The 16,940-nt window shown below is 69.1% G+C and carries 12 protein-coding genes; 10 read left to right on the top strand and 2 right to left on the bottom strand.

The genetic code is table 11. The features are described from left to right. Positions 1-119: 119 nt before the first annotated feature. From QQA13_RS12435 to QQA13_RS12420, 4 genes are all read left to right on the top strand, one after another. Entirely contained in the window at positions 120-2,150 is a 2,031-nt protein-coding gene (locus tag QQA13_RS12435; protein ID WP_108470854.1) for a methyl-accepting chemotaxis protein, read from the top strand. Between the two features lie 103 nt (positions 2,151-2,253). Then, on the top strand, positions 2,254-8,232 hold the full coding sequence (locus tag QQA13_RS12430) for an Hpt domain-containing protein (protein ID WP_108470853.1): 5,979 nt from the start codon (positions 2,254-2,256) through the stop codon (positions 8,230-8,232). Continuing rightward, entirely contained in the window at positions 8,225-9,919 is a 1,695-nt protein-coding gene (locus QQA13_RS12425) for a chemotaxis protein CheB (RefSeq protein ID WP_108470852.1), read from the top strand. Before QQA13_RS12430 ends, QQA13_RS12425 begins: the two co-directional genes overlap by 8 nt. After that, positions 9,916-10,425 (top strand): chemotaxis protein CheW, encoded by a 510-nt coding sequence (locus tag QQA13_RS12420; RefSeq protein WP_108470851.1) that lies wholly within the window; start codon positions 9,916-9,918, stop codon positions 10,423-10,425. The genes QQA13_RS12425 and QQA13_RS12420 overlap by 4 nt, the downstream gene beginning before the upstream one ends. A 29-nt stretch (positions 10,426-10,454) precedes the next feature. On the opposite strand, the gene QQA13_RS12415 is transcribed toward QQA13_RS12420, so the two are convergent. Beyond that, entirely contained in the window at positions 10,455-11,189 is a 735-nt protein-coding gene (locus tag QQA13_RS12415; RefSeq protein WP_108470850.1) for a 16S rRNA (uracil(1498)-N(3))-methyltransferase, read from the bottom strand. A gap of 181 nt (positions 11,190-11,370) precedes the next feature. Between QQA13_RS12415 and QQA13_RS12410 the strand changes: the two genes are divergently transcribed. Continuing rightward, positions 11,371-11,676 carry a hypothetical protein gene (locus QQA13_RS12410; protein ID WP_108470849.1) on the top strand — a complete coding sequence of 102 codons (306 nt, stop codon included), beginning with the start codon at positions 11,371-11,373 and terminating at the stop codon, positions 11,674-11,676. Between the two features lie 13 nt (positions 11,677-11,689). On the opposite strand, the gene QQA13_RS12405 is transcribed toward QQA13_RS12410, so the two are convergent. Then, the gene (locus QQA13_RS12405) at positions 11,690-13,054 is read right to left on the bottom strand and encodes an adenosylmethionine--8-amino-7-oxononanoate transaminase (RefSeq protein ID WP_108470848.1); all 1,365 of its coding nucleotides are present in this window, start codon (positions 13,052-13,054) and stop codon (positions 11,690-11,692) included. 67 nt (positions 13,055-13,121) lie between these two features. Here QQA13_RS12405 and QQA13_RS12400 point away from each other — a divergent pair, with 67 nt between their 5' ends. The 5 genes from QQA13_RS12400 to mazG are packed head-to-tail and all read left to right on the top strand — an operon-like array spanning position 13,122 to position 16,908. Continuing rightward, entirely contained in the window at positions 13,122-13,907 is a 786-nt protein-coding gene (locus QQA13_RS12400; protein ID WP_108470847.1) for a type II secretion system protein N, read from the top strand. Between the two features lie 16 nt (positions 13,908-13,923). Beyond that, entirely contained in the window at positions 13,924-14,700 is a 777-nt protein-coding gene (locus QQA13_RS12395; protein WP_108470846.1) for an inositol monophosphatase family protein, read from the top strand. Positions 14,701-14,723: 23 nt separating this feature from the next. Beyond that, on the top strand, positions 14,724-15,281 hold the full coding sequence (nudE, locus tag QQA13_RS12390; protein ID WP_108470845.1) for an ADP compounds hydrolase NudE: 558 nt from the start codon (positions 14,724-14,726) through the stop codon (positions 15,279-15,281). Further along, complete coding sequence (gene cysQ / locus QQA13_RS12385) at positions 15,278-16,099, top strand: 3'(2'),5'-bisphosphate nucleotidase CysQ (RefSeq protein ID WP_108470844.1); 822 nt, start codon at positions 15,278-15,280, stop codon at positions 16,097-16,099. Before nudE ends, cysQ begins: the two co-directional genes overlap by 4 nt. Further along, positions 16,096-16,908 (top strand): nucleoside triphosphate pyrophosphohydrolase, encoded by an 813-nt coding sequence (gene mazG / locus QQA13_RS12380; protein ID WP_108470843.1) that lies wholly within the window; start codon positions 16,096-16,098, stop codon positions 16,906-16,908. The genes cysQ and mazG overlap by 4 nt, the downstream gene beginning before the upstream one ends. Positions 16,909-16,940 lie beyond the last annotated feature (32 nt).

Genomic DNA, 16,940 nt, shown 5'->3' with positions numbered 1-16,940 from the left:
GACATGAAGGGCCGGCGCCCGCGTGGGCCGGAAACTCGGGACAAGCATTCCCTGGCCGGTACCCACCGCGCGGGACTGGCGGCGTAATCAGCGTAATCAGTTAGACGGATGAGGTGAACATGAGCACTACAGGGGGCGTCAGCAGGGAACGCGGTTACACCGCACTTATTGTCCTGCTGCTGATTGCGATCGGTTTCGCGGCGCTGGATTTCTTCCTGCTCAACCAGAAGAACGGCGAGGACCGCCAGGCGATCGCGCTGACCACGCAGATCCAGGTGCTGTCGCAGCAGACGGCGAAGTTCGCGCTGGAATCGTCGGACGGCAATACCGACTCCTTCAAGGAGCTCGAGTCCACTCGCAATGCGATCGACTCCGCCGTGCAGCGGCTGAACAAGGGCGACCCCAAGGGCGGCATGCAGCCGTACTCGGACAACAACGCCACGCCCGCCGGCCGTGCCGTGAGCGCGCTGGATGCCTCCTGGAAGCAGCTCGACGCCGATATCGGCAAGATCCTCTCCAACAAGGCGGTGGTGCTCGACTCCGGGCAGCGCGCCGGCACCCTGTCGCAGCAGATGCCGCTGCTCAACTCGAGCATGGAGCAGGTGGTCAACATCCTGCAGCAGCGCAACGGCAGTTCCGAGCAGATGCTGGGCACGTCCCGCCAGATGCTGTCCGCCGACCGCATCATCCGCCGCGTGCAGGAAGTGCTGCAGGGCGGCGACAGTGCCCAGTCGGCGGCTGACGGCCTGTCCCGCGACGCGCAGTTGTACGGCAGCGTGCTGAAGGGCCTGATCGAGGGCAACCCCGACAGCGGCGTGAAGCCGATCAATGACGCCAATGCGCGCAAGATCCTTACCGAGATGGACGCCAGCTGGGCCCAGCTGGCCGACCCGGTGGCCAAGCTGGTCGCCGCCGCCGGCAACATCGCCGACGTGAAGCGCGCGGGCAACCAGGCCTCGCTGGATTCGCAGACCGTGCTGCTGCGTGCGAACGACCTGTCCGAGCAGATCGGCAAACTGCCGCTGCGCCGGCTGTTCCCGAACGTGTGGTGGGGCCTGCTTGGTGCGATCGCCGCGGTGGCGTTCGCGCTGCTGCTGGTCATCACCCTGGTGCGCGACCAGCGCCGCCGGTTCGCCCAGAGTACCGAGCTGAACCAGCGCAACCAGGAGGCGATCATGCGTCTGCTGGACGAAATGGGCTCGCTCGCGGAAGGCGACCTGACTGTGAAGACCACGGTGTCGGAGGACATCACCGGCGCGATCGCTGACTCGGTGAACTACGCCATCGACGAGCTGCGATCCCTGGTGACCACCATCAACGAGACTTCCGAGCAGGTGTCGTCCTCGGCGCAGGAAACCCAGACCACCGCCCGCCACCTGGCCAACGCGGCCGAGCAGCAGGCGCAGCAGATCAGCACCGCGACCTCGGCGATCAATCAGATCGCCAGCTCGATGGACGACGTGTCGAAGAACTCCGCCGAGTCGGCCGACGTGGCCGAGCGCTCGGTGAAGATCGCCTCGCATGGTGCCGAAGTGGTGCGCGAGACGATCTCCGGCATGGACTCCATCCGCGACCAGATCCAGGAAACCTCCAAGCGCATCAAGCGCCTGGGCGAATCCTCGCAGGAGATCGGCTCGATCGTGGAACTGATCAACGACATTGCCGAGCAGACCAACATCCTGGCCTTGAACGCGGCGATTCAGGCGGCCTCGGCCGGCGAGGCGGGCCGGGGCTTCGCGGTGGTGGCGGACGAAGTGCAGCGACTGGCCGAACGCTCGACCAGCGCGACCAAGCGCATCGAGACGCTGGTGCAGACGATTCAGTCCGATACCAACGAAGCGGTGAACTCGATGGAGCAGACCACCGCCGAGGTGGTGGCCGGCGCACGCAAGGCGGAGGACGCCGGCAGCGCGCTGGGCGACATCGAACGCGTCTCGCACGATTTGTCATCGCTGATTCAGAGCATCTCCACCGCGGCGCGTCAGCAGTCCGCGGCGGCGACCGATATCTCGGTGTCCATGAACGCAATTCAGGAGATCACTTCGCAGACCTCGCAGGGTGCGAGCCAGACGGCCGACTCGATCGGTACGCTGGCGCAGCTGGCGAGCGACCTGCGGCGCTCGGTGGCGCACTTCAAGCTGCCGGGTTGACATCGGCCGGGCCGGTTGCCGGTCCGATTGAGCAAAGCACAAGACAGGGGGCAGTCTCGCTGGTTGCAGGATGCTTGCGTTGTGCAACCGTTGAGAGAGGCGCATGAGACTTCAAGACCACATCGATTTCACCACGCTGCAGTGGGTCAAGCCGGAACTCGACGACACGTTGTCGATCGCCCGCGAGGCGCTGGAGTCGTACGTCGACAACCCGGGCAAGCGCGACTACATGCGCACCTGCGCAGATCACCTGCACCAGGTGCAAGGCACCCTGCGGATGGTCGAGTTGTACGGCGCGGCGATGGTGACGGCGGAGATGGAGGCGCTCGCCATCGCCCTGCTCGAGGATCGCGTCACCTACCGCGAGGAAGCCTATGCCGCGCTGATGCGCGGCCTGATGCAGCTGCCTGACTACCTGGAACGTCTGTCCAGTGGCCATCGCGACGTACCGGTGGTGCTGCTGCCGCTGCTCAACGACCTGCGCGCGAGCCGCGAGCAGGAGCCGCTGCCCGAATCGGCGATGTTCCACCCGAATCTCGATGCGTTCCTGCCGGAGCAGGCGCCCGCGGCGATGAGCGAGGCCTATGCCGAAGCGCACCGCGGCGAACTGGTGGACCTGCGCCTGCGCTTCCAGCAGCAGTTGCTCGGCTGGTTCCGCGGGCAGAATGCCGCGCAGCAACTGGTCAACATGCGCAAGACCCTGCTGGCGATCACCGCGCGTTGCCACCATGTGCATGGCCGGCGTCTGTGGTGGATCGCCGCCGGCGTGCTGGAAGGCCTGGAGCAAGGCTTCCTCAAGGGCAGCGCCGGCGAAGTGCGCCAGCTGATCGGCAAGGTAGACCGCAACATCCGCCTGCTGATCGAGCAGGGCGAGGACAGCCTGCGCGGCGGCGAAGCGGACGACGTGGCCTGCAAGCTGCTCTACATCGTGGCGCAGGCCAAGCAGCGCAGCCCGCAGATGGAGCTGTTGCGCAGCACCTACGCGCTGGACGGCCTGCTGCCCGATGCCGGCGAACTGGAACACGCCCGGGGTTCGATGGCCGGGCACAACCGCGCGCTGCTCGACTCGGTGTCGCGCGCGCTGAAGGACGACCTGCTGCGCGTCAAGGAAGCGCTGGACCTGTTCCTGCGCCAGCAGAACGGCGACCCCGCACAACTGGCCGCACAGGGTGAAGTGCTCGAGCGCGTGGGCGACACGCTCGGCATGCTGGCGCTGGCGGTGCCGCGTCGGGTGGTCACCGAACAGCGCCGGGTGCTCGACGAGATCGCCAACCGCATGCGTGCGGCCGACGAGGAAGCCCTGCTCGACGTGGCCGGCGCACTGCTGTACGTCGAAGCGTCGCTGGACGACCACATCGAAAGCCTCGGTTCCGAAGACGAAGCGGCCCCGAACGACGCCATGCCCAGCCTGCCGCGCAGCGAGGCGCTGGGCGTGGTCACCACGCTGATGCAGGAGGCGATCGCCAACACCGGCAAGGTCAAGGACGCGATCGTTGCGTTCGTCGAATCCGGCTGGGAGCACAACCGCCTGGCCGGTGCACCGGCGCTGATGGATGAAGTCGCCGGTGCCATGCACATGCTGTCGTCGCCGCGCCCGGCCGAGCTGGCCCAGGGTGTGGGCCGCTTCATCGGCAACGAACTGCTGGAAGACCGGCGCGTGCCGAGTGGCGCGCAGATGGACCAGCTGGCTGATGCGCTGGCGGCGCTGGAGTATTACCTGGAGGCCGCGCGCGAGCATCGCGGCGGTCTGGAGCACATTCTCGACGTGGCCGAGCACAGCCTCAGCCTGCTCGGCTACTGGCCGCTGCCGTCGGCGCGCGTGGCGTCCCCGGCGGCCTTCGTGCCCGAAACGGCAGCACTTGCCGAATACGCGGACGCGGGCGAGGAACATCCGGAGCTGTCCGAGTCCGTCAGCCTGCTGCAGGGCGACGACCTGGGGCGACTCTTCGTCGGCGACAGCCAGACGCCAGCTGCATCCGCCCATGACCTGGACGGCCTGCACCTGGCGCAGACCGAAACCACCGCGCCGGGTCACTCCGGGTCCGACGAGCCGGGCGACTGGATCGAGATCGAGGAAGAGGTGGACGAGCAGGTGCCGGTGCGCGACGCGCTGGCGGCGAATACCAGTTTCAACATTCACGCCGAGGGCATCGACGACGATATCCGCGAGATCTTCCTGGAGGAGATGCAGGAGGAAATCGACAACCTGCGCGGCGCCGAGAAGACCTGGCTGGTCGACCCCGCGCAGACTTCGCCGCTGGTCGGCATCCGCCGCTCGTTCCACACGTTGAAGGGCTCCGGCCGACTGGTCGGTGCCGGCGTGCTGGGCGAGTTCGCGTGGAAAGTGGAGGACATGCTCAACCGCGTGCTGGACAACACCATCGAGCCAGGCGCCGACGTGCAGGCGCTGGTGCGGCATGCGATCGACGCGTTGCCGCAGCTGCTGGCCGCGCTCAAGGGCGAAGGTGCGCCAAGCGCGCCGCTCAGCGCGATCATGCATGTCGCCGAGCAGCTGGCGGCCGGTAACCAGGCGCGCGTGGAGGATCACGCACCCCAGGCCATGGAAACGGTGCGTCGCATCGTGCGCCGGCGCGTGCCGCGCCCCGACACGGCGGCGGCAGGGGCTGTACCCACGGCCAGCCTGACGGAGGCAAACGCCACGTCCACCAAGCCGGAGCCGGTCGAGTCCGAACACGCCATGGCGATGCCGGTGATGCCGCCGGTGGATCCGGTGCTGCTGGAGATCCTGCGCAGCGAAGTGGCGCAGTACCTGCAGACCATTCGCGCCGCGATCCAGCGCTGCGACGACGAATTGCCGATCGGTGAAGAGCTGCTGCGTGCCGTGCACACGTTGCATGGCGCGATCGCGATGGTCGACATCCCGTTGCTGACGCAACTGCTGTCGCCGCTGGAAGGCCTGTTCAAGCGCCTGCGCGCCGCCAACCTGCCGCTGTCGCCGGAGGGCGTGCACCTGCTCGGCCAGTCGGTCGACGTGGTCGATCACGTGATGGGCCAGTTCGACGCGGCCGCGCCGCAGATGCCCAATGTCGACGTGCTCACTGCGCAGATCACCGGCATGCGCGACTTCTATCCCGAATCGAAGGTGGCGCACGTCGTATTCGAGCCGCAAGCCGACGAGGCCGAGCCGGTGGAGACCTTCGGTACGGCGAATCCTGTCGACGCCGATCACGCGACCATGGCTGCCTCGCTCGAGGCCGGCATGGCCGAGGCCGCGGCGGCACAAGGGGGAACGGCATCCGCCCATGTTCCGGTCGACGCCGGCGAGGCACAGGAAATCCACCCGGACGACGCGCACCACGCCGAGCTGACCGCCGAGCTGATGGCGGCACTGGGTGCCTTTGAACCCGAGCAAGCCGTTGCCGAGCAGGCCGCGGCGGCACAAGCGGCGGCAGAGCAACTGGCGGCCGAGCAGGCCGCGGCAGCACAGGCGGCAGCAGAGAAGCTGGCGGCCGAGCAGGCCGCGGCGGCACAGGCGGCAGCAGAGAAGCTGGCGGCCGAGCAGGCCGCGGCGGCGCAGGCGGCGGCAGAGAAACTGGCGGCCGAGCAGGCCGCGGCGGCACAGGCGGCGGCAGAGAAACTGGCGGCCGAACAGGCCGCGGCGGCACAGGCGGCGGCGAGCCGCGTGACGGAAGAGGCGGCCGATGCCGCAGCGCCGGAACCCACCTATGCCCTGGCCGGCTCTGGCCAGATCGATGCCGACCTGCTGGAAGTCTTCATCGACGAGGCGCGCGAGCTCCTCGACCACGCCGATGGCGTGCTGGCGCAGTGGCACGCCGAACCTGCCGAGCTGGCGCACGTGCCGGAACTGCAGCGCGACCTGCATACGCTGAAGGGCGGTGCGCGCATCGCCGGCCTGATGTCGGTGGGCGATCTCAGCCATGCGATCGAGACCCTGCTCGAGAAGCCGATCCGCGATACGTCGAAAACCGGGCCGCTGATCGCCGCGCTGGAGGCCGGCTTCGACCAGCTGCACGCCCTGGTGCAGCAGGTGGCGCAGGGCCAGTCGGTGGATTACCCGCGGGTGATGATCGACCACCTGCTGTCGCTGGCGGGCGAGACGGCCCTGGTCGACGACATGGTGCCGGCTGCGGTGTCGGCGCCCGCGCCGATGCCGGCCGCATCGTCGCCGACGGTTTCCGCGGCGGGCGATCTCGACCTGCCCGAACTCATGCCGGAGGCGGAGGAGGAAGTACGTTCCTCGCAGGAGCAGATCCGCGTTCGCGCCGACCTGCTCGACAGCCTGGTGAGCCATGCCGGCGAAGTGGCGATCTACCGTTCGCGGCTGGAACAACAAGTCGCCGGCTACCGTTTCAACCTGGTCGAGCTGGAACAGACCGTCGCGCGTCTGCGCAGCCAGCTGCGCATGCTGGAGATCGAGACCGAGGCGCAGATCATCGCGCGCTTCCAGCGCGAACATCGCGAGGCGGGCCTGGCCGCGTTCGATCCGCTCGAGCTCGATCGCTACTCGCAGCTGCAGCAGTACTCGCGTGCGCTGGCCGAGTCGGTATCCGATCTGGTGTCGATCCAGAACATGCTGGACGAGCTGACCCGCCAGGCCGAGACGCTGCTGATCCAGCAGTCGCGGGTCAGTACCGAGCTGCAGGACGGCCTGCTGCGCACGCGCATGCTGCCGTTCGACACGATGGTGCCGAACCTGCGCCGCACCCTGCGCCAGGCCGCCCAGGAGCAGGGCAAGCACGCCCAGCTCCACGTGGACGGCGCCCACGGCGAAATGGACCGCAACCTGCTCGACCGCATCAAGGCGCCGTTCGAGCACATGCTGCGCAATGCGATCGCGCACGGCATCGAGACCCCGGCCGAGCGCCGCAAGACCGGCAAGCCGGCCGAGGGCGTGGTGAACATCACGGTCGCACGTGAGGCCACCGAGGTGGTCATCCGGGTCAGCGACGACGGCCGCGGCCTGAACCGCGAGGCGATCCGCAAGCGCGGCATCGAACGCGGGCTGCTGCGCGCCGAAACCCGGCCGACCGACAACCAGTTGCTGTCGCTGATCACCCAAACCGGCTTCTCCACCGCCAGCCAGGTCACCCAGCTGGCCGGCCGCGGCGTCGGCATGGACGTGGTGGCGAACGAGATCAAGCAACTCGGTGGTTCGCTGTCGATCGAATCCGAGGAAGGCAGGGGTACCACCTTCATCCTGCGCCTGCCGTTCACCCTCGCGGTGACCCAGGCCATCCTGGTGCGCATCGGCGAGGCCACGTTCGCGATCCCGATGACCTCGGTGCAGGGTGTGGCGCGGGTCAATCCTGACGACCTCACCGCATGGATGGCCGCAGACGAGCCGTCGTTCCAGTACGGCAACGAGGCGTATGGCATCCATGACCTGGCGGAACTGCTGGGCCTGCCGCCGGGCCTGCCGGCCGAGGACGAGCAACAGCCGCTGCTGCTGACCCGCGCGGGCGACCTGCGCGCGGCGATCCGCATCGACGCGGTGCTCGGTTCGCGCGAGATCGTGGTGAAGTCGGTCGGCCCGCAGATCAGCTCGGTGCCGGGCCTGCTCGGCGCGACCATCATGGGCGACGGCTCGGTGCTGATCATTCTGGATCTGGCGCCGCTGGTGCGTCACGGCATCATCCGCCGCGAGCAGCGCCTGGCCGAAGGCCTCAGCGCGGTGCAGGCGCCGGTGATCGAGGAAGTGCAGGCCAAGCCGCTGGTGATGGTGGTGGACGACTCGATCACCATGCGCAAGGTCACCAGCCGCGTGCTGGAACGCCACGAGTACGAGGTCAGCACGGCGAAGGACGGCGTCGACGCGCTGGAGAAGCTGCACGAGCGCGTGCCGGACCTGATGCTGCTGGACATCGAGATGCCGCGCATGGACGGCTACGAGCTGGCGACCCACATGAAGGCCGACCCGCGACTGCGCGACGTGCCGATCATCATGATCACCTCGCGCAGTGGCGACAAGCACCGCCAGCGCGCGTTCGACATCGGCGTCGACCGCTACCTCGGCAAGCCGTACCAGGAGGCCGAGTTGCTGGTGCAGATCGGGGAGGTGCTGGAGCAGCGTGCGGTGGCGGCGGAGCCGGTTCATGACTGACACGGTTCCTGCGGTTGCCCTGCTGTTCGACGACACCGAGCTGGGTAGCCAGTTGCGTGAGGCACTGTGCGAGCGTGGCGCGCGGATCGTGCACGAAGGCGGGGTGGCCGGCTTCAGCCGCGCATTGCTGCAGCAGGTGGCTGCCGACGTGCTGGTGGTCAACCTGGACGACAGCGCCGACGACGCGCTCGACCGCCTCTACGAGGTGATCGACGGCGACCGCCCGCGCGTGGTCTTCAATGACGCACAGGCCAGCCGCGCGCTGGCCGGCTGGGATCGCGCGCGCTGGGCGCGTCACCTGGCGGTCAAGGTAATGGCAGAGGGTGACCTCGATCCGCCGCGACCCAGTGACGCCCCCGGCGTCGAGGCGCCGGCGGCTGCGCCGCCGTCGATGGTGGCAGCCGGGGCCGCACCGGTGCTGGCGCCAGTGATGGCCGGGGCGACGGAGCTGCTGGCCGAACCTGCCGAGGCGCCGACGGATTTCGATCCGCAGGAGTCCGATTTCCCGATGCACGACGACCCCGCTGAGCAGCATGGTCAGGTCGCGGCGGCGGAATCGGAAAGCCTGGCGGCGGAACTGGAAGCCCTGCTGGCCTCCGACGAACTGCCGGCCGATGACGACGCGCATTCCGGTCCGGGCCTGCGCTTCGTCGATGACGAGGAGCCGCCGCCGTTGCACGACGGGAACTTCGGCGCGCCGGTGGCGGATCCGGCAGCGACATCGCCGGCCGCACCCGCTCCGGCGTTGTCGGGCGTGACGCCGGCGGCGTTCCAGCTGGACCATCTGCAATTGTCGTCGCTGACCGACGCCGCGGTCAGCACGGTACCCACCCCGGTGGCGGCCAGCGGCGTATCGCCCGTGCGTGCGCCCGAGGGCTGGACGCTGGTGGACGAAGAGGCCCAGCCGGCCGCGCCGGAAGTGCCCGAAAAGCTTGAGGCCGTGGTGTTCGGGATCGAGAAATTGAGCGCCGCTGATTTCCTCGCTCCGGACGTCGAGACGGTCGCCGCCGACCTCGAGCCGCGGATGAGCCTGGAGCTGGTGTCGATGGAGGAAGCCATCGCGCCGCAGGCGTACGTACACGAGCATGGGTCCGAGCAGACAATGATGCTCGACGATCTCGGCGGCGCGTTGAGCCGGGTGGTGTTGCTGGGCGCCGCAAGCGATGGCATCGACGCGGTATGCACGTTCCTGGCGACGCTGCCGACGACGGCGCGGCATACCTTCCTGCTCACCCAGCACCTGGGTGGGCAGTCGGATGCATCGCTGGTGGCGGAATTTTCCGCGAACTGCGCGTTGCCGGTGCGACTGGCCAAGGCTGGCCGCGCCAGGCCTGGCGAGGTGCTGCTGGTGCCGGCCGGGCAGCAGGTCCAGTTGCATCGCGACGGCGGCATCGAGCTGCGGGCGAACGGCGCGGAGGCCGCGCCGGAGCCGTCGATCGACGCCAGCCTGACCATGGCGGCGAATGCATTCGGCCGCGACGCGCTGGCGATCGTGTTCGCCGGGCGCGGCAACGATGCCGTCGCCGGTGCGCAGGCGATCCATGATCGCGGCGGGCAGGTCTGGGTAGAGTCGTCGTCCGGGGAGCATTTCGCCGACATGGTCAGTGGAATCTTCGCCGAGCGACTGGTCAGTTTCTCCGGTACGCCGTCCGAACTGGCGGCGCACCTGCTTGAGGTGTTTCCATGAGTGATCCGCTGCCGCGTGAAATCCGCTGCGTCCTGGTGCCGGTGGGCAACCTGCGCCTGTTGCTGCCCAACGCTACCATCGCCGAAGTGGTCACCCAGAGCGCGCCCGAGCCGGTGGCCGGCGCACCCGCCTGGCTGCTTGGCCGGATCGCCTGGCGCGGCTGGCGCGTGCCGCTGGTGTCGTTCACCGCACTGGCCGGCACCGAGGAGGGTGATGCCGAGCTGAGCGTGCGCGTGGCGGTGCTGAAGGCGCTCGGCGGCAATCCGAAACTGCCGTTCATCGCCGTGCTGACCCAGGGCTTCCCACGCCTGACCACGCTGAACGCGGAGCTGATCATCCCCACCCACGACGGCAAGCCGCTGCCGCCGGGCGTGCGCGCGCACGTGCTGGTGCGCGACGACGTGGCGATGATCCCCGACCTGGAATGGATCGAGACCACCTTGCTGGACCTGCTCGACGCCGCCGAGCCGGCGGAGTCCATGGAGTCGTCGGGTTCGGACGACTGAAGCGGGCCGGCGAGCGACCGCCAGGCTTGCTAGCCGTCGCCGTGCAGCGCCTGCAACGCCGCCAGTGCGGCCAGCCCTGCCGTTTCGGTGCGCAGGATGCGCGGCCCCAGCCGCAGGCCCGCGAAACCGGCGGCGGTGAGCGCGCTGACGTCGCGTTCGCCCAGGCCGCCTTCCGGGCCGACCAGCAGCAGGCCTCCGGCCGCCGTGAAGCGCAGGTCGCGCGACGAGCGACCGCCTTCCGGCAGCAGCGCCAGGCGCAGCGCGCCGTCATCGGCCAGGCCGGCCAGCCATGCCGCCAGCGGCAGCGCCGGGACGATCTCGGGCAGGCGCGCGCGGCCGCTCTGCTCGCAGGCGCTGGCCACTACCGCACGCCAGTGTGCCAGTCGCTTTTCCGCGCGGGCGGCGTCCAGCTTCACTTCGGAGCGTTCGGTCAGCAGCGGCACGATGCGCGCCACGCCCAGCTCGGTCGCCTTCTGCACGATCAGGTCCATCTTCTCGCCGCGCGCCACGCCCTGGGCCAGGGTCAGCGACAGTGGCGACTCGTTCCGCAAAGCCTGCTCCGACTCGACCCGCACGGCCACCTCACGCTTGCCCACCGCGACGATGACCGCGGCGTAGTCGTGGCCGTCGCCGTTGAACAGGGTGAGCGGGTCGCCGGGATTCATGCGCAGCACGCGCGCCACGTGTTCGGCGGCCTGCGCCGGCAGGTTCAGCGCGGCGGAGACGGCGAGCGGCTGGTCGACGTGGATACGGATCGTGCGCATCGGAGCGGACTGGGTCTGGGCGGCCGCCCAGCATAGCGCGGCTCACATCTGCGGTGCCCTGCGGATGAACGGATGCGAGACGGCTGGGCGCCGCCGCTTGCTCCTGTTGCCGCGTCGTATCAGCATGGATCGCACTCCCCATGCGCGCTCGCCGCATCTGCACCCGCGAGCCGGAGGTTCCATGTCCAGGTTCGTTTTCGTTTCCGCCATGCTGCTGGCAGGCTGCGGCGCAGGCACCACGCTGCTGGCACAGGATTCGCCGAGTTCGCCGCCCTCCGCCGCATCATCGAGCCAGCAACAGGCCGCCCGGCTGGACGATCACAACTGCATCCGCGAAACCGGCAGCCATATCCCGGCCAGGAAAGGGCACTGCCTGCCGGTGAACGGGCGCAGCTACAGCCAGCAGGACCTGCAGCGCACGGGCGAGCCCGAACTGGGCCGGGCGCTGCAGAAACTCGACCCCCGCATCACCGTCCACGGGCACTGAACAATTCGCGGGTTCAGTCCGCGACGGCGCGCTCGATCCCGGCGATGGCGGTGTCGACCAGCAGGTCGAGGTCCGACGCGTCGACCACGTAGGGCGGCATGAAATACACCACGTTGCCCAGCGGACGCAGCAGCACGCCGTGCTGCAGGCCATGCAGGTAGACGCGCAGGCCGCGCCGTTCCGCCGCTGGATATGGCCGCCGGCTCGGCTTGTCGGCGACCAGTTCGACCGCCGCGATCATGCCGGTCTGGCGCACGTCGGCGACGTGTGGGTGCGCGCGCAGCGGTTCCAGCCGGCGGGCCAGGTGGGCGGCCAACTGGCGGTTGCGTTCCAGTACCGGCTCGTCGCGGAAGATCGCCAGCGTCTCCAGCGCCACCCGGCAGGCCAGCGGATTGCCGGTGTAGCTGTGCGAGTGCAGGAACGCCTTGCCGGCGTTGTACTCGGCGTAGAACGCCTGGTAGATCTGCTCGCGGGTGAGTACCGCCGACAGCGGCAGGGTGCCGCCGGTGAGCCCCTTCGACAGGCACATGAAATCCGGCGTCACGCCGGCTTGCTCGCAGGCGAACAGCGTGCCGGTGCGGCCGAAGCCCACCGCGATCTCGTCGGCGATGAAGTGCACCGCGAACTCGTCGCACAGCGCGCGCAGGCCGGCGAGGTAGCTTGGGTGGTACATGCGCATGCCGCCGGCACACTGCACCAACGGTTCGACGATCACCGCGCAGGTCTCGTGCGCGTGGCGTTCCAGCAGCGTGCGCAGTTCGCCGAGGCGGCGTTTGGCCGTCTGTTCGGCCGACTCGCCGGGCTCGCCTTCGTACGCGTCCGGTGACGGCGCCAGGAACGGGGTCAGCAGCAGCGGCGCATAGGTCTTGCGATACAGCGCCACGTCGCTCACCGACAGCGCGCCCAGCGTCTCGCCGTGGTAGCTGCCGGTCAGCGCGATGAAGCGGGTCTTCTCGCCGTGACCCTGGTTGAGCCAGTAGTGGAAGCTCATCTTCAGCGCCACCTCGATCGCCGCCGAGCCGTTGTCGGCGTAGAACACGCGGTCGAGTCCGGGCGGGGTGATGCGCACCAGCTCTTCGGCCAGCTTGATGGCCGGTTCATGGGTGAAGCCGGCGAAGATCACGTGCTCCAGCGTGTGCGCCTGCTCGGCCAGCGCGGCGGCGAGGCGCGGGTTGGCGTGGCCGAACAGGTTGGTCCACCACGAACTGATGCCGTCCAGGTAACGCCTGCCGTCGGCATCGATCAGCCAGGCGCCCTCGCCGCGCACGATCGGCACCATCGGTATGCTTTCGTGGTCGTGCATCTGCGTGCAGGGATGCCAGACGTGGCGCAGGTCGCGCGCGGCGAGTGCGGCGTTGCCGCTTGCGGGGTTGTTCATCCGGCTATGATCGGCGTTGCGCGGCGGACACTCAAGTCGACGCAGCATTCATCCGGGACATCGACGCTTGAAGTCACTGCGAAAAAGCCTGCTCGGCCTTGGCGTGCTGGTGCTGGCCGCCACCGTGCTGCTGTGGTTCCTGCCGGCGCGCTGGGCGCTGCCGTGGCTCGCGCCGCGACTGCACGGGTTGCAACTGCAACAGCTGCAGGGCAGCGTGTGGGACGGTCGCGCCGGTGCGGTGGTCGCTGCCGACGGACAGGTGCTGGGGCGACTGCAGTGGCAGCTGTCGCGGCGCGCCCTGCTCGGGCAGCCGCGGCTGCAGCTGCAGTTCGAGGGGCCGCAGCTCGCGTTTTCCGGCGCCGTTCGGCGGTTGCCGGATGGTCGCATCGAGGTGGATGGAATGAGCGCGCACGCGCAGCTGGCCGCACTGGATCGCTACGCGTCGTCGCCGCTGGGCCAGCCGCGCGGCGAACTGCAGCTGACGATCGATCACGCCCTGCTGCAGGGCGGCTGGCCGCTGCAATTGCAGGCGCAGGCGCGATGGCCGCAGGCGCTCATGCGCACGCGCGCCGGCGACGTGGCGCTGGGTACCCTGCTGGCGCAGGCGAGCGCGACGGGCGGGGTGGTCCAGGCGCAACTGCACGATGACGGACACGGCCCGTTGCATGCCGACGGCAAGCTCCAGCTGAGCCCGCTCGGCTGGCGACTGGACGCGACGCTGCGCGCCCGACAGACTGACCCGGCCCTGCGCCGCTGGCTGGCTACGCTGGGCCCGCCGGCGGCTGACGGCAGCGTGCACGTCGAGCGCCGCGGCGGGCTGGCCGGCAGCGCGCCGGCACCCTCCACGAACTGAAGGACGCGAGACGAACATGACTCCGGATATCGCCACCACGGCCCTGGCGGCCGCACGCGAAGCCGCCGCGGCCGCGGCCGAGGTGATCAGGCACTACTGGCGACGCGGCGTCGAGGTGGAGCTGAAGTCCGACGCCACGCCGGTGACGATCGCTGATCGCGAGGCCGAGCAGGCGATCCGGCGGATCCTGCAGGCCGCGTTGCCGCAGGCCTCGATCTATGGCGAGGAGTTCGGCCTGGACGGCGAGCGCGGCGGCCTGCTGTGGCTGGTCGATCCGCTCGACGGCACCAAGAGCTTCGTGCGCCGCACGCCGTTCTTCTCCACCCAGATCGCGCTGATGGATGGCGACGAGCTGGTGCTCGGCGTGTCCAGCGCACCGGTCTACGGCGAGACGATGTGGGCCAGTGCGGGCAACGGTGCGTGGCTCGACGGCGAGCGCGTGCGCGTGGCAGACACGACGCAGATGGCGCAGGCCTCGCTCTCCACCGGCAACGTCAGGACGCTCACCGGCGACGCTCGCTGGGATGCGCTGGGCGCGCTGATCCGCGACAGCAACCGGATCCGCGGCTACGGCGATTTCTGCCACTACCACCTGCTGGCGCGCGGCAGCCTGGACCTGGTGATCGAGTCGGACGTGAACATCCTCGACGTCGCCGCGCTGGCGGTGATCGTGCGCGAGGCGGGCGGCGTGTTCACCGACCTGGATGGTGCGCCGCTGACGCTGGACACGCGCAGCGTGCTGGCCGGCACGTCGGCGATCCACGCGCAGGCCCTGCAGCGCCTGCGGCGTTGAGCGGCGCGGGTTAGAATCGCCGGATGCGCAAACTACCGATCGTCCACGCCACGCGCGATGTCAGCGACAGCCACTTCCTGCACGTCGAGCAGCTCGACCTGGAGTTCTCCAATGGCGTGCGGCGCACTTACGAACGATTGAAAGGCAGTGGCCTGGGCGCGGTGATCATCGTGCCGATGCTGGATGACGACACCGTGCTGCTGGTGCGCGAATACGCTGGCGGGCTCGGCCGCTACGAGCTCGGCCTGCCGAAGGGCCGGCTGGATCAGGATGAAACCGCCGAGCAGGGTGCCGAGCGCGAGTTGAAGGAGGAGGTCGGCTACGGCGCGCACAAGCTGAAGATCCTGCACAACCTGTCACTGTCGCCGTCGTACATGACGCACATGGCGCACGTGGTGCTGGCGCAGGACCTGTATCCCGAGAAGCTGGTCGGCGATGAGCCGGAAGAACTTGAAGTGGTGCCGTGGAAGATGTCCGAACTGCACACCCTGCTCGGTCGCGACGACGTGACCGAGGGGCGTTCGATCGCCGCGCTGTTCATGGCCCGCGAGTATCTCGCCGGGCGCTTCCAGCGCACATGAGCACGCCGCCCGGAAATATGCCGCCCGAGCTGGCCCGGCAGGTTGGCGCGATTGCCCGCGCCGCCGGTGCGGCCATCCTCGACGTCTACCACAGTGACTTCGCGGTGCAGACCAAGGCGGATGCGTCGCCGCTGACCGCTGCCGACCTGGCCGCCCAGCAGGTGATCATGGCCGGCCTGGCTGCGCTCGAGCCGGTACTGCCGGTGCTGTCGGAAGAAGCCAAGGCCTTGCCGTGGTCCGAGCGCCGGCACTGGTCGCGCTACTGGCTGGTCGATCCGCTGGACGGCACCCGCGAGTTCGTCAAGCGCAATGGCGAATTCACCGTCAACATCGCGCTGGTCGACGACCACCGCAGCGTGCTCGGCGTGGTGCTGGCGCCGGTCAGCGGCGAGCTGTATGTCGCCGCGCTGGGGCAGGGCGCCTGGCTGCAGACGCAGGCCGATGGACCCTGGCAACGCCTTCGCACGCGCCCGCTGGGGCAACCGCCGCGGGTGGCCGGCAGCCGCTCGCACGGCGGCGTGCAGGGCGATGTGCTGCAGCAGCTGATCGGTAGCGACTACCAACTGGTGCCGCTGGGCTCATCATTGAAGTTCTGCCTGATTGCGCGTGGTGAAGCGGACGTCTATCTGCGCCTCGGCCTCACCAGCGAATGGGACACCGCCGCGGCGCAATGCGTGCTGGAGGAGGCCGGTGGCGCGGTGCTCGACCTGGCCGGCCAGCCGTTCCGCTACAACCGCGGCGAGTCGCTGCTGAACCCCGAATTCGTCGCCGTCGGCGACCTCACGATCGACTGGGCCACGCGGTTGCCGGCGCCATGAGCGACCCGACCCGGCACAGCCTCGACGACCTGCTCGCGATCATGGCGCGCCTGCGCGATCCCGAGCGCGGCTGTCCGTGGGACGTGCAGCAGGATTTCGCCTCGATCGCCGCGTACACCATCGAGGAGGCCTACGAGGTCGCCGACGCGATCGACCGCCGCGACTGGCCCGACCTGCGCGACGAGCTGGGCGACCTGCTGCTGCAGGTGGTGTTCCACTCGCAGATGGCGGCCGAGCAGGGCCTGTTCGGTTTTGTCGACGTTGCCCACGCGATCAGCGCCAAGATGCTGCGGCGCCATCCGCACGTGTTCGGCGACACGCGCTACGCCGACCTGGCCGCGCAGATGCAGGCGTGGGAAGCGATCAAGACGGCCGAACGCGCGGACAAGGGCGAGCCGCCCGACGCCAGCGCACTGGCGGGCATCTCGAGTGGCCTGCCGGAATGGAAGCGCGCGCAGAAGCTGCAGCAGCGCGCGGCGGCCACCGGTTTCGCCTGGCCCGGCCCCGAGCCGGTGCTGGCCAAGCTGGCCGAGGAAGTGGACGAGGTGCGCGCGGAGTTCGCCAACGGTGCTGACCCGGCGCGCCTGCAGGACGAGATCGGCGACGTGCTGTTCGTGATGGTGAACCTGGCGCGCCATGCCGGCGTCGATTTCTCGCAGGCATTGCGGCATGCCAATGCGAAATTCGAACGACGCTTCCGGCAGATGGAGCAGCTGGCCACAGCTGACGGCACGGCATTCGGCGAGCGCACGCTAGATGAGCAGGAACAGCTGTGGCAGCGCGCCAAGCAGGCGGAACGCAAACCCTGAACCTGCACGATGGCGCCAGGCCATCGCGCAGG

It is taken from the genome of Rhodanobacter thiooxydans (assembly GCF_030291135.1).
Lineage (GTDB): Bacteria > Pseudomonadota > Gammaproteobacteria > Xanthomonadales > Rhodanobacteraceae > Rhodanobacter > Rhodanobacter thiooxydans_A.
The sequence above is the reverse complement of the archived record's forward strand: the minus strand, read 5'-3'. Positions and strand labels throughout refer to the sequence as shown.

Excerpts from the sequence above, each read along its gene's own strand:
- QQA13_RS12435 (WP_108470854.1), top strand. The coding sequence starts at position 120 with ATGAGCACTACAGGGGGCGTCAGCAGGGAACGCGGTTACACCGCACTT.
- QQA13_RS12430 (WP_108470853.1), top strand. The coding sequence starts at position 2,254 with ATGAGACTTCAAGACCACATCGATTTCACCACGCTGCAGTGGGTCAAG.
- QQA13_RS12425 (WP_108470852.1), top strand. The coding sequence starts at position 8,225 with ATGACTGACACGGTTCCTGCGGTTGCCCTGCTGTTCGACGACACCGAG.
- QQA13_RS12420 (WP_108470851.1), top strand. The coding sequence starts at position 9,916 with ATGAGTGATCCGCTGCCGCGTGAAATCCGCTGCGTCCTGGTGCCGGTG.
- QQA13_RS12415 (WP_108470850.1), bottom strand. The coding sequence starts at position 11,189 with ATGCGCACGATCCGTATCCACGTCGACCAGCCGCTCGCCGTCTCCGCC.
- QQA13_RS12410 (WP_108470849.1), top strand. The coding sequence starts at position 11,371 with ATGTCCAGGTTCGTTTTCGTTTCCGCCATGCTGCTGGCAGGCTGCGGC.
- QQA13_RS12405 (WP_108470848.1), bottom strand. The coding sequence starts at position 13,054 with ATGAACAACCCCGCAAGCGGCAACGCCGCACTCGCCGCGCGCGACCTG.
- QQA13_RS12395 (WP_108470846.1), top strand. The coding sequence starts at position 13,924 with ATGACTCCGGATATCGCCACCACGGCCCTGGCGGCCGCACGCGAAGCC.
- nudE (WP_108470845.1), top strand. The coding sequence starts at position 14,724 with ATGCGCAAACTACCGATCGTCCACGCCACGCGCGATGTCAGCGACAGC.
- cysQ (WP_108470844.1), top strand. The coding sequence starts at position 15,278 with ATGAGCACGCCGCCCGGAAATATGCCGCCCGAGCTGGCCCGGCAGGTT.
- mazG (WP_108470843.1), top strand. The coding sequence starts at position 16,096 with ATGAGCGACCCGACCCGGCACAGCCTCGACGACCTGCTCGCGATCATG.